15 protein-coding genes are annotated in these 21,789 nt (G+C 30.3%); 11 read left to right on the forward strand and 4 right to left on the reverse strand.

Annotated features, from left to right (window positions below):
* Nucleotides 1–9: 9 nt before the first annotated feature.
* The 4 genes from SHK09_RS11395 to SHK09_RS11410 all read left to right on the forward strand — a co-directional run bounded on the left by SHK09_RS11395 (nucleotide 10) and on the right by SHK09_RS11410 (nucleotide 9,733).
* Nucleotides 10–936 carry a PfkB family carbohydrate kinase gene (locus SHK09_RS11395; protein WP_319810908.1) on the forward strand — a complete coding sequence of 309 codons (927 nt, stop codon included), beginning with the start codon at nucleotides 10–12 and terminating at the stop codon, nucleotides 934–936.
* Between the two features lie 84 nt (nucleotides 937–1,020).
* A complete protein-coding gene (locus tag SHK09_RS11400; protein WP_319810909.1) occupies nucleotides 1,021–2,919 on the forward strand; it encodes an amidophosphoribosyltransferase in 1,899 nt (632 codons plus the stop codon).
* A gap of 169 nt (nucleotides 2,920–3,088) precedes the next feature.
* Nucleotides 3,089–6,067 carry a T9SS type A sorting domain-containing protein gene (locus tag SHK09_RS11405; RefSeq protein ID WP_319810910.1) on the forward strand — a complete coding sequence of 993 codons (2,979 nt, stop codon included), beginning with the start codon at nucleotides 3,089–3,091 and terminating at the stop codon, nucleotides 6,065–6,067.
* A 108-nt stretch (nucleotides 6,068–6,175) separates the two neighbouring features.
* A complete protein-coding gene (locus SHK09_RS11410; RefSeq protein WP_319810911.1) occupies nucleotides 6,176–9,733 on the forward strand; it encodes a T9SS type A sorting domain-containing protein in 3,558 nt (1,185 codons plus the stop codon).
* 56 nt (nucleotides 9,734–9,789) lie between these two features.
* On the opposite strand, the gene SHK09_RS11415 is transcribed toward SHK09_RS11410, so the two are convergent.
* Together SHK09_RS11415 and fbp are read right to left on the reverse strand one after the other, a co-directional pair.
* A complete protein-coding gene (locus SHK09_RS11415; RefSeq protein WP_319810912.1) occupies nucleotides 9,790–10,398 on the reverse strand; it encodes a superoxide dismutase in 609 nt (202 codons plus the stop codon).
* 111 nt (nucleotides 10,399–10,509) lie between these two features.
* On the reverse strand, nucleotides 10,510–11,520 hold the full coding sequence (gene fbp / locus SHK09_RS11420; RefSeq protein ID WP_319810913.1) for a class 1 fructose-bisphosphatase: 1,011 nt from the start codon (nucleotides 11,518–11,520) through the stop codon (nucleotides 10,510–10,512).
* Nucleotides 11,521–11,733: 213 nt separating this feature from the next.
* Here fbp and SHK09_RS11425 point away from each other — a divergent pair, with 213 nt between their 5' ends.
* The 3 genes from SHK09_RS11425 to SHK09_RS11435 are packed head-to-tail and all read left to right on the forward strand — an operon-like array spanning nucleotide 11,734 to nucleotide 15,331.
* Nucleotides 11,734–12,213, forward strand: coding sequence for a GNAT family N-acetyltransferase (locus SHK09_RS11425; protein WP_319810914.1), 480 nt, complete (start codon nucleotides 11,734–11,736; stop codon nucleotides 12,211–12,213).
* A gap of 2 nt (nucleotides 12,214–12,215) precedes the next feature.
* The gene (locus tag SHK09_RS11430; protein ID WP_319810915.1) at nucleotides 12,216–13,469 is read left to right on the forward strand and encodes an aspartate kinase; all 1,254 of its coding nucleotides are present in this window, start codon (nucleotides 12,216–12,218) and stop codon (nucleotides 13,467–13,469) included.
* 53 nt (nucleotides 13,470–13,522) lie between these two features.
* Nucleotides 13,523–15,331: a lysophospholipid acyltransferase family protein gene (locus tag SHK09_RS11435; protein WP_319810916.1), complete on the forward strand. Its 1,809-nt coding sequence runs from the start codon at nucleotides 13,523–13,525 to the stop codon at nucleotides 15,329–15,331.
* 410 nt (nucleotides 15,332–15,741) lie between these two features.
* On the opposite strand, the gene SHK09_RS11440 is transcribed toward SHK09_RS11435, so the two are convergent.
* A complete protein-coding gene (locus SHK09_RS11440) occupies nucleotides 15,742–16,404 on the reverse strand; it encodes a hypothetical protein (protein WP_319810917.1) in 663 nt (220 codons plus the stop codon).
* A 199-nt stretch (nucleotides 16,405–16,603) separates the two neighbouring features.
* A complete protein-coding gene (locus SHK09_RS11445; RefSeq protein WP_319810918.1) occupies nucleotides 16,604–17,551 on the reverse strand; it encodes a DUF2971 domain-containing protein in 948 nt (315 codons plus the stop codon).
* A 76-nt stretch (nucleotides 17,552–17,627) separates the two neighbouring features.
* Here SHK09_RS11445 and SHK09_RS11450 point away from each other — a divergent pair, with 76 nt between their 5' ends.
* The 4 genes from SHK09_RS11450 (at nucleotide 17,628) to clpX (ending at nucleotide 21,691) form a co-directional block, all read left to right on the forward strand.
* Entirely contained in the window at nucleotides 17,628–17,981 is a 354-nt protein-coding gene (locus SHK09_RS11450; protein WP_319810919.1) for a phage holin family protein, read from the forward strand.
* A 211-nt stretch (nucleotides 17,982–18,192) separates the two neighbouring features.
* Nucleotides 18,193–19,515: a trigger factor gene (tig, locus tag SHK09_RS11455; RefSeq protein ID WP_319810920.1), complete on the forward strand. Its 1,323-nt coding sequence runs from the start codon at nucleotides 18,193–18,195 to the stop codon at nucleotides 19,513–19,515.
* Between the two features lie 166 nt (nucleotides 19,516–19,681).
* On the forward strand, nucleotides 19,682–20,344 hold the full coding sequence (gene clpP / locus SHK09_RS11460) for an ATP-dependent Clp endopeptidase proteolytic subunit ClpP (RefSeq protein WP_319810921.1): 663 nt from the start codon (nucleotides 19,682–19,684) through the stop codon (nucleotides 20,342–20,344).
* Nucleotides 20,345–20,452: 108 nt separating this feature from the next.
* Nucleotides 20,453–21,691 carry an ATP-dependent Clp protease ATP-binding subunit ClpX gene (gene clpX, locus SHK09_RS11465; RefSeq protein WP_319810922.1) on the forward strand — a complete coding sequence of 413 codons (1,239 nt, stop codon included), beginning with the start codon at nucleotides 20,453–20,455 and terminating at the stop codon, nucleotides 21,689–21,691.
* Nucleotides 21,692–21,789: the final 98 nt, after the last annotated feature.

Below are 21,789 nucleotides of genomic sequence, written 5' to 3' on the forward strand. Positions count from 1 at the left end.
ATCTAAGAAATGAGTAAATTATTAGCAGTTGGTACGGTAGCTTTTGATGCTATTGAAACCCCTTTTGGTAAAACAGATAAAATTTTAGGAGGTTCAGGAACTTTTGTAGGTTTGGCTGCTTCTCAATTTGGTGTAGAAACAGGAGTTGTTTCTGTTGTTGGAGGAGATTTTCCTGCTTCATATTTAGAAATGATGAATTCTAAAGGTATAAATACTGATGGAATTGAAGTTGATAAAAACGGTAAAACGTTTTTTTGGAGTGGTAAATACCACAATGACATGAATTCTAGAGATACTTTGGTAACAGAGTTAAATGTTTTAGAGACATTTACACCAGTTGTACCAGAAAATTTTAAAGATGCAGGTATTGTAATGTTGGGTAATTTACACCCATTAACACAAGCCTCTGTTTTAGATCAAATGACAGAGAAACCAAAATTAATAGTTTTAGATACTATGAACTTTTGGATGGACATTGCTTTAGCAGATTTACATACTGTTTTAAAAAGAGTAGATGTAATTACTATTAATGATGAGGAAGCAAGACAGTTGTCTGGTGAATACTCTTTAGTAAATGCCGCTAAGAAGATTCATGAAATGGGACCTAAATACGTAGTTATTAAAAAAGGAGAACATGGTGCTTTGTTGTTTAACGAAGGAAAAATGTTTTTTGCACCAGCTTTACCATTAGCAGAGGTTTTCGATCCAACAGGAGCAGGAGATACTTTTGCAGGAGGTTTTTGTGGGTATTTAGCAAAAACAGAAGACATCTCTTTTGAGAATATGAAAAACGCCATTATATATGGTTCTAATTTAGCATCCTTCTGTGTAGAGAAATTTGGTACAGAACGCATGCAAAATCTTACAGCAGACGATGTTAAAACGCGCTTGCAAGCTTTTAAAGATTTAACACAATTTGATATAAAATTATCTTAATTTTAATCCGCGGTTTCGACCGCGGATTTTTTTTTGAAACAATACGAGTTTAACAACACACAACACAACAAAAAATAACACAAAATGAGTGACGCTATTAAACATGAATGTGGAATTGCACTTGTTCGATTAAAGAAACCTTTACAGTTTTATAAAGATAAATACGGTACAGCTTTCTACGGAATAAACAAGATGTATTTATTAATGGAGAAACAACATAATCGTGGTCAAGATGGTGCTGGTTTTGCTAGTGTAAAGTTTAATGTAGAACCAGGTACAAGATATATTAGTAGAGTACGTTCTAATAAATCGCAACCAATACAAGATGTTTTTGCTCAAATTAACGCTCGTTTAAATGGTGTTTTAGAACAAAACCCAGATAAAAAAGATGATGTTGCTTGGCAAGAGGAAAATATGCCATATGTTGGTAATTTGTTTTTAGGACATGTTCGTTATGGTACTTTTGGTAAGAATAGTATAGAAAGTGTACATCCGTTTTTGCGCCAAAGTAACTGGAAACACCAAAATTTAATTGTAGCAGGTAACTTTAACATGACTAATTCTAAACAATTGTTAGAAGAATTGGTAGAGTTGGGTCAGCATCCAAAAGAGTTTACAGACACTGTAACTGTAATGGAGAAGATTGGTCATTTCTTAGAAGATGAAGTTGCTAAGTTGTATCAAAAAGCAAAAAAAGCAGGTTTTAATAAAAAAGACGCTTCACCTTATATAGAAGAAAATTTAAGTATTAAAAAAGTATTAAAAAGATCTGCAAAAAACTGGGATGGTGGTTATGCTATGGCTGGTTTAGTTGGTCATGGAGATGCTTTTGTTTTACGTGATCCTAACGGAATTAGACCAACCTATTTTTATGAAGATGAAGAGGTTGTAGTTGTGGCTTCAGAAAGACCAGTTATACAAACGGTTTTTAATGTTAAAATTGATGATGTTAAAGAATTAGAAAGAGGGCATGCATTAATTATAAAGAAAAACGGTAAAACTTCAATAAAACAAGTTTTAGAGCCAAGAGAAAACAAAGCGTGTTCTTTTGAGCGTATTTATTTTTCTAGAGGAAGTGATGCTTCTATTTATGAAGAAAGAAAGAATTTAGGGAAATTAGTTTTTCCAAAGATTTTAAAATCTATAGATAGCGATATATCTAACACGGTTTTTTCTTACATACCAAATACAGCAGAAACTTCTTTTTATGGAATGACAGAAGCTGCAGAAGATTTATTAAATCAACAAAAAACTGCAAAAATTTTAGCTGGAGGAACAAAACTATCTGCACAACAAGTTACAGAGATTTTGTCTGAAAGACCTCGTTTTGAGAAAATAGCAATTAAAGATGCAAAGTTAAGAACTTTTATTGCTGATGATAGTAGTAGAGATGATTTAGTAGAGCATGTTTATGATATAACTTACGGAGTTGTAAAACCAACAGATAATCTTGTTATTATAGATGACAGTATTGTTAGAGGAACAACTTTAAAGAAAAGTATTATTAAAATTTTAGACAGACTTAGTCCTAAAAAAATAGTAGTAGTTTCTTCTGCGCCACAAATTAGATACCCAGATTGTTATGGTATAGATATGGCTAGAATTAATGATTTTATTGCTTTTAAAGCAGCAGTAGAGTTATTAAAAGACACAAAGCAAGAAAGTGTAATAGAGGAGGTTTATAAAAAATCTAAAGCACAGCAATCTAAAAAAGATGAGGAAATAGTAAACTATGTTAAAGGAATATATGCTCCTTTTACTACAGAAGAAGTTTCAGCTAAAATTGCTCAAATGTTAAAGACAAAAGACATTAAGGCAGATGTAGAGGTTATTTATCAAACAGTAGATAATTTACATATTGCTTGTCCAGATAATTTAGGAGATTGGTACTTTACAGGAGATTATCCTACACCAGGTGGTCATAGAGTTGTAAACGAAGCATTTATTAATTATTATGAAGGAAATGATAAGCGTGCTTATTAAAAGAACTTTATTTTCCTTTAAAAAGTTACTTATTGTTTCTTTCTAATAAACTAAAAATGAGTTCATTTTAACAAAAATGAACTCATTTTTTATTTTATTTTTTCTAATTTTGTTTATTATTTCTAATTATTTTATGCTAAGACAAAAACAAAATACAATTTATATAAAAATGTATTTTTTCTCATTACTGTTTTTAAATATAAACTTTTCGTTTTCACAAACTGGTCCTGGAGGTGTTGGAAATACTTCTAATAATGGGCTTTGGTTAAAAGCCAATACTTTTTCTAATTTTGGTAATGTTAGTACTTGGACAGATGTTTCGGGTAATGGTAATAATGCAGCGCAATTAGAATCAACTCAACAACCTATTTCCATGTCTACAAGTGCTTTAAATGGAATGCCAATTGTGCGTTTTGATGGAAGTAACGACCAAATGGCTGTAGCAGATGCAGATATTTTGGATGGTACTTCAGGTATTACCTACTTTACAGTTATAAGACCCAATAATATAAACGCAAGCCCTAGAGGTATTTTAGGAAAAAGAATAAGTTCTGGTACTACATCAAACTATTCTTACACTTGGTTTTTTTGGCAAGGTAGTAGAGCAATGTATTTAGATTTAGAGACTCAAAATAATCGATTTAATACTGCTACAACTTTTACCAATGCTACTAATTATATTCTCTCTTTTACTTTTGATGGTAGTTTGGTTACAAGCCAACGAAGTAAAATTTATAATGAAATGAGTTTAATTAAAGTTGCTTCAGAAAGTAGTACTTCTATAGGAAATAGTAATAGGCCTTTAGCTATAGGTGCTTTAAATGTTGATTATGGAACTTATCTAGGTGCAGATTATGCAGAAATTATACATTTTAATTATACTGTTACAGAGGTCGAAAGAATAATAATAAACAATTATTTATCAGCAAAATATAATATTCCACTTTCAAGTAAAAATTTTTATGACGAAGATACTTCTGTGGGAAACTTCGATTTTAACGTTGCAGGAATTGGGCAAGCTACAGATGGTTCTAGTCATTTAGATTCTCAAGGAACAGGTATTGTTAGAATAAATACACCATCAGCATTATCTAATGATGATTATTTGTTTTGGGGAGAAGATGTGAAAAATGCTAGCTATACTTTCTCATCATCTTCTGCTTCAGGCTATTTAGAGCGGTTAGATACTAAATGGAGAGTTAGTAAGCGTAATAACTTAGGTACAGTAAATGTTGAGGTAAAAGAAACAGATATTAATTTTAATTCATCAGAAGGCTGTAATGCATTAAAGTTAATTGTAAGTAATTCTTCAAATTTTGCTACAAAAACTTCTTACGACTTTGTTTTGTCTGGAGGAGTATATACGGCAACAGGTGTTAATTTTTCAGATAACGATTATTTTACTTTAGAATATGTAGATACAATTGTAGTAGACAATGCACAGTTTTATAATGGCTCTGGATCAGTTAGTGTACCAGATATTACTAATGGATGTTATAAGTTATTAGTTAAAAATACAGCAAATGGAACGCTAACGTTAACGCAAGATGCTTTTGTAAGAGAAATTGAAATTGAAGCAGGAGGTGTTTTATCAACAAGTTCTAATATTAAATTACAAGTAGCTAATGGTATTAAAAATAACGGAGAGCTAAGGTTGGTTGAAGGCTCTCAATTGATTCAAACGCATAGCTCGTCTGTAAATTTAAATTCAGGTTCTGGTCGTTTATATGTAGATCAAATAGCATCAACATCAACGTTTTACCAATCTGGTTACTGGTCTTCACCTGTAAGAAGTTCTGGTACAGGTGCAGGAGCGCCTTTTAGTATAGATAATATATTAAAAGACGGTACTGTTGCAACTGCTGCTACACCAACTTTAGGAGAAGCTAAAGATGTTAGTTTTATTACTGGACATGATGGTAGTAAAGTAACAACTCCTATAGAAATTAGTACAAGGTGGTTGGCTAAATTTAATAATGCTTTAGATTGGACTCGTTTTGTAAGTCCAACAGCATCAATATTTACTCCTGGAGAAGGTTGGAATATGAAAAGTGTGGGAGCTAGGTTTACATTTTTAGGAATACCTAATGATGGTAATTATAGTTTTACAATTGATCAAAACAATTATAGTTTAATTGGTAATCCTTATCCTTCTGCTTTAGATGCAGAGGCTTTTATATTAGACAATTCTTCTAGTTTTAATGGCGTAATTTACATATACAATGGTATGTCTGATGATACACATGTTAGAGGAGATTACTCTGGTACCTACAATACAATTGTTAGCGGAGTTAGTGTTGGTGGTACAAGATATTTACCAATAGGACAAGCCTTTTTTGTAACAAGAGAAGCTGCTGGTTCCGGAACAATTACTTTTAGTAATTCGCAAAGAATTATGGTTAATTTATCTGAAACTGGTAGTTTAGTAGCTAAGAATACAGAGGAAAAAAAGCAAGATGAAAGTTTGTCTGTACTAAAGTTAGGTTTTCAGTTTAATCTATCTGAAACAGTTAAGAGAAATAGAGAAGTTGCTATTACATTTAGAGGTTTGTCAGATAAATTCGATAAAGGTTATGATGCACAAATGTGGGGATTACAGCCAACAGATTTATATCTTAAGGTAGAAGATTTAGATTTTCCTTTTATTATAACAGGTATAGAATCATTTAATAATTCTATAAAAGTTCCTTTAGTTGTTCAGGTAGATCAAGAAAAAGAAGTTGTTTTTTTAATTGAAGAAAAGATTAATATAAATACACCTGTTTATTTGTTTGATGCTTCTTTAGGTACATATCATAACTTAGATGTTGAGTCTAAAACTCTAAAGTTACTTTCAGGTAAATATACAGATCGATTTTTTATTACTTTTTCAAATAAAACTTTAGAAGTACCAACTATTAACGAAGATGAAAAGAGTATTCGTGTGTTTAAAAGAAAAGAAGGTGAGCTTGTTGTAGATAATTCAGCTAACTTATATATAAAATCTATTAAAGTTTACAATTTATTAGGAGCTGAAATTTTAAATTATACTATTAATGCAAATATTCTAGAGAAAAATATAGATGTAAGAAATATTGCTAAATCTGTTTATATTCTGAGTATAAAAACAGAAAAAGGAGTAGTTAATCAAAAAATAATTATTGATTAATAAAATAAAAACCCTACTTTAGTGTAAACTTACACGTCAATTAACGTTGATATAAGAAACATTCCCCCAAGAATTATCTTAAGTGTAGTATTAACAAAATTTAAAAATATGTTAAGACAAACACAGTATATAATTTATATTGCATTCCTTTTCTGGGGATCAATAATTTCTGCACAAACAATAACAATTATAGATGAAGACTTTACAGCTGGTAGCTTACCAACAGGTTGGTCTAGTGAAAATAATGGAGGTACAGATACTCAAATATGGCAATTTAATGCAGCAAGAGGTATAACAGCTGGTGGTATAAATGGTAATTATGCAATTTTAGATAGTGATGCTTATGGTTCAGGAAATAACCAGAATGCTTCGCTTTTAACATCAACTTTTTCAGCAGATTTATATGAAGCTATAACCTTAGAATTCGATTATCAATATAGAGATTATAATGGTGGAGAGTCTTGCGTAATAGAGGTTTTTAATGGTACAGATTGGATTGAGGTATTTAGAAAAGAATTTGGAGAAGAAAATTATGTAAATCTTACAACAGGAGCTACATTAGAATCTATAAATATTAAAAGTGCTGCAGGAAGCGCAACCAATGCACAAGTAAAATTTACTTACATTGGTGTTTGGGATTATTGGTGGGCTATTGACAATGTTAAGGTTTTAGGAGAATTATTTACACCAACAAATACAGATTATTTAGGACCTGGAGGAGTAGGAGGCATCGATGGAAGTTCAGGTCTTATGTTATGGACAAATCCAGATAATATTTCTGAGGCTGATAATGACCCTTTTGTTTCTTGGTCAGATTTATCAGGATTTAATTCAACATTAACTCAAGAAGACGTTGCTTTTCAGCCAATAATAAAAAAGAATATTGTTAATGGCTATGATGCTGTTAGGTTTGAAGCAGTAAATAAACGATTAAGAAAAACAAACTTTACAAATTTTCCTACAACAGCCATTTCTGGTTTTTACGTTAATAGATCTGAAGACGCTAATGAAGGAGGAGATGGAACGCTTTCTTATGCATCTTCATCTAGTCTTAATAATGATTTTCTTCTGTTTAATAGTAATAATTTGTCTATGTATATTGGTAATCAGGCAAGAGGTTCGGGTTTAAATGTTAGTACTGCAAATTGGAATGTTATTGGTTACAGATGGCAAAGTTCTGGAGTTGCAAATACTTCTTTAAATGGTACAGATAGTAATCTTACTTTTACGAGTGGTAGAGTAATAAGTCCAGGAGGATCTTTAGCTTTAGCCGGAGAGCAAGATAGTGTAGATGATGGTGCTGGAGGGAATGATGGTAATTATGCAGAGTCACAAGCGCATCAAGGAGATTTTTCTGAGGTAATTATGTTTAATAAATATATTAATGAAGCAGAAAGAGTTATTATAGGTAATTATTTATCTGCTAAATACAATATTGGAATTAATGCAGCAACCAATTTCTATGCTCAAGATGAGGTAGTTTCTGGTAATTTTGATCATGATGTTGCAGGTATTGGTCAGGCAACAGATGGTTCTAACCATACAGATTCACAAGGAACAGGAATTGTAAGAATTTATAATCCAAGTAACTTAGCTAATGATGAGTACTTGTTCTGGGGAAGAGATAATAAAGACGATGTAGTTTTTGAAACAAATGAAGATAATTATCAACAAAGAACCTCTACTAAATGGCGTGTAAGTAAAAGAAATGACGTTGGAGATGTAAGTTTTATTTTAGATTTATCATCTATAGATTTGTCTTCAAAAGAATCTTGTTCAACTTTAAGGTTAATCATAGATAATGATAGCGATTTATTATCACCAACATCTACTTACAATTTAGTAGATATTGGAGGAGGTTTGTATAAGGCAAATAATGTGGTGTTTGCAGATAACGATTATTTTTCGATAGAATACCAAAATTTAATAGTTGTAGATGATACTCAATATTATAATGGATCTGGAGCAGTAAATGTGCCAGATTTAAGTAATGGCTGTTTCAAATTATTGGTAAAAAGTACTTCTAATGGTTCTTTAGCAATAACAGAAGATGCAATTGTTAGAGAGATAGAAATAGAAACAGGCGGTATTTTATCAGTTAACTCAGGGGTTTTACTAAAAGTAATTAACGGCATTGTAAATAACGGAGAACTAAGATTGGTTGGGAATTCTCAGCTAGTACAAACCCATACAACAGGAGCAAATTTAAACTCTGGAACGGGTAATTTATATGTAGACCAAACAGGAGCAACATCTACCGTTTTTCAATCTGGTTATTGGTCTTCTCCTGTAAGAAAATCTGGTACAGTTGCAGGAACCCCTTTTTCTATAAGTGATGTTTTAAAAGATGGGACAAATGTATCTACATCTGCAACACCAACATTGGGTGAAGCAGCCGATATTAATTTTACTTCAAATTTTGATAGCAATGCAGCAACAAGTCCTATAGAGATAAGTTCTAGATGGCTTGCTAAGTTTATAAACGCAAGTGATTTTACTAGATTTTTAAACCCAACAAGCGCTATTTTTACACCTGGTGAAGGTTGGAATATGAAGAGTGTAGGAGCTACATTTACCTTTTTAGGAACACCTAATGACGGTGATTATTCATTTCCTTTAGATCAAAATAAATTCAATTTAATTGGAAATCCTTATCCTTCAGCACTAGATGCAGAAGCTTTTATAACAGACAATTCTTCTAGTTTTAATGGAGTTATTTATGTTTACAATGGTCTTTCTGATGACACGCATGTTAGAGGAGATTATTCTGGTACCTATAATACAATTGTTAGTGGAGTTACTGTTGGTGGTGGAAGATATTTACCAATAGGACAAGCCTTTTTTGTAACAAGAGAAGCCGCAGGAACTGGTACTTTAACCTTTAGAAACTCTCAAAGAACATTAACCACTTTATCAAATACGGGTGCTATATTAGCAAAAAGTAAAGATGTTAAAAACGGTGTTGTTCAAAATGAAAAAGAACTACCAACTTTAAAAATTGATTTTAAGTTTAATTTATCTGAAACTAAAGAACGCACAAGAACAGTGGCAACAGTATTTAGAGGTTTAACAGATGAATATGATATGGGATTTGATGCAGTTATGTGGGGTTTACAACCAACAGATTTGTATCTAAAGGTTAAAGGTTCTGACAGTCCGTATATAATTACTGGAACATTTGATTTTGACAATACTTTACAATTGCCTTTAGTTGTTCAGTTAGATGAAGATCGAGAAGTTAATTTTTCTGTTAGTGAAAAAATTAAAATTGATTCTCCTGTGTATTTGTACGATAAACTATTGAATAAGTATTACGATTTAGGGGATGGTCCTAAGGCTATAAACTTATCCATAGGTGAGTATACAGACCGATTTTTTATAACTTTTACTTCTCAAACATTAAGTAATGAAGATGTAAATGAAAGTGAATATTTAATTTCTGTTTATGGGAAAGATAATGGTTTATTAACCATAGAAAACAAGACTAATTTAAAAATAGAAGCTATAAGAGTTTATAACCTTTTAGGTGCAGAGATATTTAACTTCGAAGTTGAAGATAGTAAAGAAGAATTAAGTTTTAATATAGGTAAGTTGGCTAAAGCAGTTTATTTAGTCTCTGTAAAAACAGAAAAAGGAATTATTAATAAAAAGATTATTATAGAATAAAAAAAGCATCCAATTAATTGGATGCTTTTTGTTTTATAAATTAAGTAGTTTAATACTTATTTGGCGTCAGCATATCTTTTCTCAACTTCGTTCCAGTTAATTACTTTAAAGAAAGCATCAATATAATCTGGTCTTCTGTTTTGGTAGTTTAAGTAATAAGCATGTTCCCAAACATCTAATCCTAAGATTGGAGTTCCGCCACAAGTTACACCAGGCATTAATGGGTTATCTTGGTTTGGAGTAGAACAAACCTCTACTTTACCACCAGGTAAAACACATAACCAAGCCCAACCAGAACCAAACTGAGTTGCAGCAGCTTTAGAAAAAGCTTCTATAAAAGCCTCTTTAGAACCAAAGGCAGCTTCAATAGCGTCTTTTAATTCACCAGATAAATTTCCTCTACCATTTGGGTTTAATACTGTCCAGAATAATGAATGATTGTAAAAACCACCACCATTATTTCTTACAGCACCATTGCTCATGTCTAAATTAGCTAAAATATCTTCAATAGATTTTCCTTCTAATTCAGTCCCTTCAATTGCTCCGTTTAATTTTGTTGTATATCCGTTGTGATGTTTACTATGGTGAATTTCCATAGTTCTAGCATCTATATTTGGTTCTAATGCATCATATGCATAACCTAATTCTGGTAATTTAAAAGCCATTTTTTTATGTTTTTAAAGTTCGTATAATTATTGATGATGTAAATTTACTCAATATGATGCAGTTTTACAAAATATTAAGGTCTAGTTAACTTATAATAGTATAAAAAAGATTTATTCACCAAACTTTTGCATAAACTCTTCTACCTTATTTACCATGTTTTTGCTTCCACAAACAAAAGGAACTCTTTGGTGTAATTCTGTTGGTTGAACATCCATAGTTCTTGTATAACCATCAGAAGATTTACCATTTGCTTGTTCTGCAATGTAAGCTATAGGATTACATTCGTATAATAAACGTAATTTTCCGTCGGGGTTTCTAGAGCCTTTTGGGTATAAGTAGATTCCACCTTTAATCATATTTCTATGAAAATCTGAAACTAAAGAACCAATATACCTACTTGTATAAGGTCTGTCTCCTTCTTCCTCTTGACAGTATTTTATGTATTTTTTTATTCCTTCAGGAAAATCGAAGTAATTTCCTTCATTTACAGAGTAAATGCTACCATCTTCAGGGAAAGTCATGTTTGGGTGCGACAAGTAAAATGTACCAATTGCAGGGTTTAAAGTAAAACCGTTAACACCGTCTCCGGTGGTGTAAACTAACATTGTAGATGTACCATAAACAACATAACCGGCAGCAACTTGTTCACTTCCTTTTTGTAAAAAATCTTCTAATTGTACAGGAGTTCCAACGGGTGTAATTCTTCTGTAAATAGAAAAAATTGTTCCAACAGAAACATTTACATCAATATTAGAAGAACCATCTAAAGGGTCTATAAGAACAACGTATTTGTTTTGATGATTTTCATCTTGACTGTTAATCGAGATAAAACTATCTTCTTCTTCACTTGCAATACCACAAACAATATTTCTTTTTGTTAGTGTTTGAATAAATTTGTCATTTGCGTAAACATCTAATTTTTGTTGATCTTCACCTTGAATATTTGTATCGCCATAAGCACCTATAATATCTACTAAACCAGCTTTGTTTACTTCATGATTTACTACTTTTGCTGCTAATCTTATAGAGTTTAGTAAACTAGATAATTCACCAGAACTGTATTTAAAAGAATGTTGGTTTTCAATAATAAATTCGCCTAAAGTTTGTTTCTTAGATAACATAATGTTGTGTATAGTTTGTCTTACAAAGATGCTAAAATTTCTTGTACTACACCGATTTCGTAATCGTTTTTTTCATAAAAATAACTCTAAATTATTGTCAATAAGATAATTTACTTGTCTTTAAATTTAAACAAATCAAAAATAACTGTGTAAAATATTCAATTATTTTTAAGCGAAATCAAAAAAACTATCTTTGGCTAAAATTAAATCAATATGGATTTTAAAGTAAGATTAGGAGAGGAGAAAGACATGCAATCTGTTTTTAATTTAATTACAGAATTGGCTATTTTTGAGAAAGAACCAGAAGCTGTTGAAATTACGGTAGAAGATTTGATAAGAGATGGTTTTTCTGATAAACCTAAGTTTAAAGTTTTTGTAGCAGAGCAAGAAAATAATATTATAGGTATTGCATTGTTTTACGAGCGTTTTTCTACTTGGAAAGGACGTGCGATTCATTTAGAAGATTTAATTGTAACGAAGAGTAAACAGAAAATAGGTGCGGGTAAAGCCTTGTATTCTGCAGTATTAAAATACGCACATGATAATAATTTTAATAGAGTTGCTTGGGAAGTAATTGATTGGAATTCTAATGCAATTGATTTTTATAAAAGTACGGGAGCAACGTATTTAAATGATTGGTCTGTAGTGCAAATGAACAAAGAAAATTTAGCGAAATTTATTCAAAATAATTAAAAATGAAGATTTTTAAGTTTGGTGGAGCATCTGTAAAAGATGCAGCAAGTGTAAAAAATGTTACAAACATTTTACAAAGTGAAGGCACAGAAAACACGGTAGTTGTAATATCTGCAATGGGTAAAATAACTAATGCTTTCGAAGAGGTAATAGATGCTTATTATAATAAAACAGATAAATTATCTGAAAAACTAGGTGTTATAGAAGATTTTCATAAAAGCCTTATGTCTGGTTTGTTTGATAAAGAAGATGCAATTTATAAAGAAATTGATATCCTTTTAGGAGAATTAAGTTGGTTTTTAGCTAGAAATACATCGCAGAGATATAATTATGTTTACGATCAAATTATATGTTTTGGAGAGCTTTTATCAACAAAAATAGTAAGCGCTTATTTAACTAAGATTGGTGTAGAAAATAATTGGTTTGATGTTAGAAATTATATTAAAACAGATAGTAATTATAGAGATGCAAAGGTAGACTGGGATTTGACTCAAGATATTATTACCAATAAAATAGATGCTTCAAAATTAAATATTACACAAGGTTTTATTGCGGCAAATGATACAGAAAACACAACTACTTTAGGTAGAGAAGGTTCAGACTATACGGCTGGTATTTTTGCATATTGTTTAGATGCAGAAAATGTAACTATTTGGAAAGATGTACCCGGAGTTTTAAATGCAGATCCTCGTGTTTTTGAAGAAACTACTTTGTTAGAGCAAATTTCTTACGAAGAAGCAATTGAAATGGCTTTTTATGGTGCTTCTGTAATTCACCCAAAAACATTACAACCTTTAGAAAGAAAAGGAATTCCGTTATTGGTTCGTTCTTTTATTAATCCTAAAGAGACTGGTACAAGAGTAACACAAGGCACAAGATTGGTACCTTATATTCCTTGTTTTATAGTTAAGAAAAATCAGATTTTAGTTTCTATTTCTGCACTAGATTTCTCTTTTATGGTAGAAAACAACATCAGTTATATTTTTCAAAAATTACATGATTATCAATTAAAGGTAAATCTTATTCAGAATTCTGCTTTAAGCTTTTCTGTTTGTATCGATGATAAGTTTGGTAATTTTGAAGCCTTTTACAATGAATTAAAAAAGGAGTTTAAAATAGATGTTCAAAAAGAAGTAGATTTATTTACGGTGCGTCATTTCGATGATAAAGCTGTTGCTAGTATTGAAGAAAAAGGAGCCTCACTATTAACGCAAGTGAATAAGGAAACGATTCAAATAGTTTTAGCAGCAAATTAGCATTCCGATATTTGTTTTTTTTGTACATTTGCATTTACGTCTAATCGTAATTTATGGCATTAGTAACATCTAAAGAAATAGCACAAGTAATTGGTTTACAGAAGTTTGGGTTTTTAGGAACTTTTGTTGGTTGGGTTCTTTTAAGAGCACTTCGTATATCATCTATCAATAAAATTTACGAAAAAAATAAAAATAAATCGGATTTAGACTTTTTAAACGGAATTTTGGATGATTGTAAAATCAAATTCGAAATTCCTAAAGAAGATCTAAAAAGAATTCCTAAAGAAGGCCCGTTTATTACTGTATCTAATCATCCTTTAGGAGGAATAGATGGTGTTTTGTTGTTAAAATTACTAATTGAGAAAAGAGCAGATTATAAAATAATTGCCAACTTTTTATTACACAGAGTAGCTCCTTTAAAGCCTTATGTAATGCCGGTAAATCCTTTTGAAACAAGAAAGGACGCAAAATCGAGTGTTGCAGGAATTAAAAGTGCACTATTACACTTAAGAGAAGGCAAGCCTTTGGGTATTTTTCCTGCAGGTGAAGTTTCTACTTATAAAGACGGTAAATTAAATGTAGATAAACCTTGGGAAGAAGGTGCTGTAAGATTAATTAAAAAAGCAAATGTACCTGTAATTCCTATCTATTTTCATGCTAAAAACAGTAGATTATTCTATTTTCTGTCTAAAATATCTGATACTTTAAGAACCGCAAAATTACCATCTGAGGTAATGTCTCAAGGCGGTAGAGTTATTAAAGTTAGAATAGGGAAGCCTATTTCTGTAAAAGACCAAGACGAGTATAAAGACATACCTGCTTTTTATGAGTTTATTAGAAAGAAAACCTATATGTTGGCAAATCCTTTTGAGAAAGCACATAAGTTAATTTCTAGAGAAAATATTAAAATTAAAAAAAAGGTTAAAAAAATAACACTTCAAAGAAGTCCAGATTTATTTGTAAAAGAAATAAATTCTTTAAGAGAAAAAGAAGGTAGATTATTAGAAAGTAAAAATTACGAAGTGTTTTTTGCAAGTGCAAAAGAGATTCCTAATTTATTACATGAAATTGGTCGATTAAGAGAAATTACTTTTAGAGATGTTGGTGAAGGAACCAATAAAGAGATCGATTTAGATAAGTTCGATAAATACTATCATCATTTATTATTGTGGGATAGAGAAGCAGGTTGCTTAGCAGGAGCGTATCGAATGGGACTTGGAAAAGAGATCTATAAAAAATACGGTATCAACGGTTTTTATGTTCAAACCTTGTTTAGAGTTGAACCAGAATTACACCAAATGATGAGCAATACCATAGAAATGGGTAGAGCTTTTATTATTGGAGAATATCAACAGAAACCAATGCCTTTGTTTTTATTATGGAAAGGAATTGTACACGTTACCTTACGTTACCCAGAATATAAATATTTAATGGGCGGTGTTTCTATAAGTAATCAATTTTCAGATTTCTCAAAATCTTTAATGATCGAGTTTATGAAATCTCATTATTACGACCCATATATTGCACAATACATTCATCCTAAGAAAGAATTTAAGGTAAAATTAAAAGATGGTGACAAAGATTTTGTATTCGATGCAACAAAAGCAGACATGCAAAAGTTCGATAAAATTATAGATGAAATAGAACCAGGAGCCTTAAGAATACCTGTTTTAATTAAAAAGTACGTTAAGCAAAACGCACGTTTGGTTGCCTTTAATGTAGATCCTAAATTTAATAATGCCGTAGATGGTTTAATGTATATTAAAGTTGCAGACATACCAGATAGTACTGTAAAACCAGTTATGGAAGAGTTTCAGGCAGAATTAGAAAGAAAAGCTACGGAATTACAAAAGAATAAATAAGAGATTTAATGTGTTTTGGGCGTTACCCTAAAAAGGGTCGGGCTTTTCGTTTCAAGTCCTCAGTCGTTCCTCCTTGTGGGCTTTCCTCTGCAATCCCTAACGCGTGCTTATTTATAAAAGCTAGGTTTTCTTATTACTTTTTTTTACCTTAAAAAGAAATTAATTAGGTGTTGCCTTTTGTTAAAATCAATATTATTAAAAAGAATTTTTAGGAATCTCTTATGAATTATATTTTTTTTTGGTTGTTTTCTCTAATTTGATTTCTTAAAAGATCGTTGCTTTTTATTAGTATTAATAGAAGATTGTTAGCCTGTTTAGGTTTCTAAAGTAGTCTTTTTCAAAAAGAATTAAGAAACTACTTTTATTTAAGTACTAATTTATCAATTTTTAATTCACGGTGTTTGCAAACGTTATTTATTATTTCCTAAATTTCTATATTTACTGATATAAAAAAGGCAGCCTAAAATTCCGAATATTATTATTCCAATATTTGCATTTCCTGTATTCCAGTTGTCGTAGACATATTTAATTCCTAAAACTCCAGAAATTATGTAAATAAAAAACAATATTTTTCCAATATTAGATTTATAATGTTTTTGTTCTCTGTCTATTATTAATTCATTTTTTGTGTCTTTAATTTTATTTCCATTCAGATTTTTAGTTCTTCTTTTTCTCTTTTTGTTCAGATTTTCAATTCTTTTTTTAAATGTAAATAGGAAATTTTCAAATTCATCTTTTTCAGGATTCCAATTTGGAAGTCTCATCACAGTAATAACTTCTGAAGGATTGTAAATCTTAAAATAACTATATTGAAATTCAGTTCTATATTTCCAACTTTCAATATCTTCTATGTTAACAGATTCATTTTTTTGCATTGTCAAAATTGGTTTCTCAACCCACAAGAATTCCACTTTCTTATTTGATAATGTAATTTGTGCTTTTCCGAATGTTAATCTAGAAGCAACTAAATAAGATATTATAAACGTTAAAATTATAAATAAAAAAGCAGGAATAGATTCCATTATTCCAACTAATTTCATTCCCGTAATTCCAATAGCAAGAATTAAGGTCAAAAGTATGGTTATAAAATAAAAAATTGAAATTGTTCTAAATTTGTATTCCATTTTTATGTTTGCTAACTTAGTTGTATCAGCTTTGTTGCGTTGTTTAAGCATTGATTTTAGTAAATAAAACACGAACGGTTAAATTTCAAAGGAATTTCTCAAGTGAGCTAAAAGAAGCAATAAAGTTTATACGGTATTATATGTAGTTTTATTTAAATGTATTCGTTAATTCAGAATCAATAACATTGAATTTTATATTGAACTGTTTAATTATTTTTTCAATATTTTTTTTATGCCATTTTTGACATTCAGGATGAAAAATAATTTCAAAAGGTAATTCCTTAAAGTTATTTAGTCTTAAGTGTTTTACTTTTATTTCATTAGAAGTATTTATTTTAACTACATCTTCGTCCAATAATATACCTCGATTTTCTAAATATTTTTTTTCAGAATCTTTATTTTCAATCATTATTCGAAATTCTCGTTCATGCTCAAAACTAGAATCTTTAATAAACCCTTGAGCGTCAGTTCTAATTTTTGCTTCCTCTAAATTTTCAATATTTTTAAATCTATGATAAGAAATTGCTCCAAATTTTAATTTATCATATTTACTATTGATTTCAAAATTCCCATTTAATAATTCGTTGTTTAAAACTTTGTAAGGAATTTTTATAGCAACACTATCCGATTTTGAATATAATTGCCACATTGCTACTGATTCATAATTGTTAATATACCAACAACTTGCATAGTTTGTGGCCTGAAAAACTTCCCTTTGACGACTATGTTTATTCCTTTCTGTAGGATTAACTGTTAGAGAAATACTTCCAAAAGTTCCTCCTAGACTTTGCATGTTTTTTTTAGTGAGTTCACTAATATGATTTAAAAGTAGATGTTTTAATGAACTACCTTCTAGTTTATCATTAAACATATTAAGTCTAACAAGAGAAATCCTTTCACTTAATAACAAATCTAAAAGTTTATCAATTGTTAAATATCTGTATAAAAAAGAATCTTCCTTAGGTTGATTATAATATGGTTCAATTTTCAATTCGTTCATTTTGAGATTTGCAGGAATTACAGCTAACTTATCAGTAAAAGTAATAATATTAAATATATAGTTATATCTAAATTTAGAAACAGATAATACTTTCATTATAACATGACAAAGTTGCAGTCTTTTTCATTTGGTATAGTTTTCGCTTTTAGTTGTCTGTATTAAAATTAAACAAATGAAAACATTTTTAAAAATCTTACTAACTGCAGTAGCGGTAATTGTATTAGCCAATGTTTTACCTGGTATCTCGGTAGATGGTTATGTATCTGCAATTGTAGTTGCAGTAGTAATTGCATTGTTAAATATGATTGTTAGACCTTTATTAATCTTCTTTACGTTGCCAGCAACTATAGTTACATTTGGCTTATTTATTTTTGTAATAAATGCAATTATAATACTTCTGGCAGATAAGTTAATAGATGGTTTTGCAGTATCAGGTTTCTTTGCAGCGTTGTTTTTTAGCATATTGTTATCTATTTTTAGATCGGCATTATTTTCGTTACTAAAAGAAGATAAGAGAATTAACTAAAAAGTAATTTTATTTATTTTTAAAGTTACATTTATTCAATAAAGAAAATTAAAATAATATAAGTATAATAATGAAAATCAGTCTAATTAGTAAGAATATAGCTTTATTTTTATAAGATTTTCTGTAGAAACAGAATCTTTTAAATGCTTGTTAAGTATCATATTTTTAATTAATTTTACATTCGATTTTTTTAAAGCATAATAGACAAGAAATGAATATTACAAAAGAAAACATAGATGCGTTAAACGCAGTTGTAAAAGTAGATATTGTAGCAGAAGACTATCAACCAAAAGTAACTGCACTATTAACAGAACGCCGTAAAAAAGCAGATGTTCCTGGTTTTAGAAAAGGACAAGTACCAATGGGTATGATTAAAAAGCAGCACGGTAGATCTATTTTAATGGAAGAAGTGAATAAGCTTTTACAAGAATCTTTAAATACATTCTTACAAAAAGAAAAATTAGAGCTTTTAGGAAATCCTTTACCTAGAGTTCAAGAAGATTTTAATTGGGATGCAGAAACGCTTTCTTTCGAATTCGAATTAGGTTTAGCACCTCAATTTGATGTAGATTTAAAATCTAAAAATAAAGTAGTAGAATATAATATTATTGCTAAAGAAGATTTATTAGACGAAGAGGTTAAAAACATTCAACTTCGTTTTGGTAAAGTTTCTCCTTTAGAAGAAGCAACAGAACATTCTAATGTAACTGGTACTTTTGTTAACGAAGAAAAAGAAATTAACAAAAAAGGAACTTTTTTAGTAAACGATCTTAAAGGAAAGAAGAACGAAAAGAAAGTTATAGGAGCTAAAGTAGGAGATGTAATTGAGCTAGATACTAAGAAATTATTTGAAGATGACCATAGATTAGAGCATCTTTTAGGAGTTTCTCATGATGAAATTCATGACTTAGATATTACTGTTTCTTTTACTATAGAAGAAATTACAAAAACAGAACCAGCAGATTTAGACAAAGAATTGTTCGATAAATTATTTGCAGATGGTAGCGTTTCTACTACAGAAGAATTAAGAGCAAAAATTAAAGAAGACGCAGAAAAACAATTCAAACAACAAGGAGACCAGCAGTTATTAAATGCTGTAACAGAACATTTAGTAGAAAGTACTAAGTTTGATTTACCTACTAGTTTCTTAAAGAAATGGTTAGGTACTGCAGGAGAAAAACCATTAACTGCAGAAGAAGCAGAAGCAGAATTTTCTAGATCTGAAAAAGGTTTACGTTACCAATTAATCGAAGGAAAGATTATGAAGGAAAACGATATTAAATTAGACTATAAAGAATTAGTTGAGTATGCAAAAGGATTTATCCGCACGCAAATGGCTCAATTTGGTAACATGAATCCAGAAGAAAAAGAGTTGGATGAAATTGCAGGTAGAGTCTTACAAAATCAAGAAGAAGCTCAGAAATTACAATCTCAATTAATTAGCCAGAAGTTACTAGCTTTTTATAAAGAGAACATGAGCTTTAAAACAAAAGAACTTTCTTACGAAGAGTTTACAAAAGAAGTTTACAAATAGTTTTAGACTATTTTTAGAACCTCACATTGTTGTTCAAATGATGTAAAGAGGTATAAAAATAAAAAACCTGAATTGTTAGATTCAGGTTTTTTTACCGACAAACTGAAACAAAAGAGTAAGAAATAGTTCTTATATTTACAAAACAAATATTAAAAGAATCACGAAAATGGATTACGGAAAAGAGTTCGAAAAATACGCAACAAAGCACCAAGGAATAAATAGTACATATTTAGGTAAAATTACAAGTAGTTTAACGCCTTATATCATGGAAGAACGTCAGATGAACATTACACAAATGGATGTTTTCTCTCGTTTAATGATGGATAGAATTATCTTTTTAGGTACAGGAGTTAACGACCAAGTAGCCAATGTAATTCAAGCGCAGTTATTATTTTTAGAAAGTGTAGATGCTAATAAAGATATTTCAATTTACATAAATTCACCAGGAGGAGGAGTATATGCAGGTTTAGGTATTTACGATACAATGCAGTTTATAAAACCAGATGTAGCAACAATTTGTACAGGTATGGCAGCCTCTATGGGAGCTGTTTTAATGTGTGCAGGTGCAAAAGGAAAACGTTCTGCATTACCACATTCTCGTATTATGATTCACCAACCAATGGGAGGTGCACAAGGACAAGCGTCTGATATGGAGATTACGGTTAAAGAAATAGGGAAGTTAAAAACGGAACTATATGATATTATTTCAGACCATTCTGGACAAACATTTGATAAAGTAAAAGCAGATTCTGATAGAGATTATTGGATGAAAGCAGACGAAGCAAAAGCTTACGGAATGATTGACGAAGTTTTAGCAAGAAAAAAGTAATTTTTTAAAGCTCTTGTACTTTACCATTACCCATTAGCAGAAGATATATTTTAAAAGCATACAGCTAAGTGCCAAAAGCAAATAGCTAAAAGCGAAAAGAGAAATAAAATGTCGAAAGAAGAAAATTTAGAATGTTCGTTTTGCGGACGAAAAAAAGCAGAAACCGACTTGCTAATCGCAGGGATGGATGCTCATATTTGCGATAAATGTATAGAACAAGCCCACGGTATTGTCGAAGAAGAAGTTTCTGAAACAAAAACAAATGGGTTATCTAAAGACTTAACGCTTAAAAAGCCGAAAGAAATAAAAGAATTCTTAGATCAATATATTATTGGTCAAGTAGAAACTAAAAGAGCCATGTCTGTTGCTGTTTATAATCACTACAAAAGGTTATTACAAACAAAAGATGATGAAGATGAGGTAGAGATAGAAAAATCGAACATTGTTTTGGTTGGAGAAACAGGAACAGGGAAAACTTTAGTTGCAAAAACAATTGCAAAAATGCTAAATGTACCTTTTGCAATAGTAGATGCAACTGTTTTAACACAAGCAGGGTATGTTGGTGAAGATGTAGAAAGTATTTTAAGTAAGTTGTTGCAAGCTGCAGATTATGATGTAGAAAAAGCACAAAGAGGTATTATTTTTATTGATGAAATAGATAAAATCGCTAGAAAAGGTGATAACCCATCAATAACAAGAGATGTTTCTGGTGAAGGAGTACAGCAAGCTTTATTAAAATTATTGGAAGGGACAGTTGTAAATGTTGCACCTAAAGGTGGAAGAAAACATCCTGAGCAAAAATTTATAGAAGTAGATACAAAAGAGATTTTATTTATTGCTGGTGGTGCATTTTCTGGTATAGAAAGGTTTATAAGTAAGCGTTTAAATATGCAAGCTGTAGGTTTTGGCGCTTCATTAGATGATGATAAAGTAGATGAAGAAAACTTGTTACAATACATTATCCCATCAGATTTAAAAGCATTTGGTTTAATACCAGAGATTATTGGACGTTTACCAGTTTTAAGCTACATGAATCCTTTAGATGCAAAAACGTTAAGAGCAATTTTAACAGAGCCAAAAAATGCTATTATTAAGCAGTATTCTAAGTTGTTTACAATGGATGATGTAGATTTTAGCATCGAAGAAGAGGCTTTAAATTATATCGTAGAAAAAGCAGTTGAATATAAATTAGGAGCCAGAGGTTTGCGTTCTTTATGTGAAGCTATTTTTACAGGTGCAATGTTTGATCTACCAAGTTCGGATGAGAAAACATTTAATGTAACTAAAGAATACGCAGAAGCAAAATTAACCAACACTGCATTAAAGAAATTAAGTGCAGCTTCTTAGTTAGTTTATAAAATTACAGTTTAAGACTATAAAAACCTCACTAATTTAATTAGTGAGGTTTTATTTATTTTATTAAAATGCAAATCATTAGAAATATC

It is taken from the genome of Polaribacter sp. PL03 (assembly GCF_033875165.1).
Lineage (GTDB): Bacteria > Bacteroidota > Bacteroidia > Flavobacteriales > Flavobacteriaceae > Polaribacter.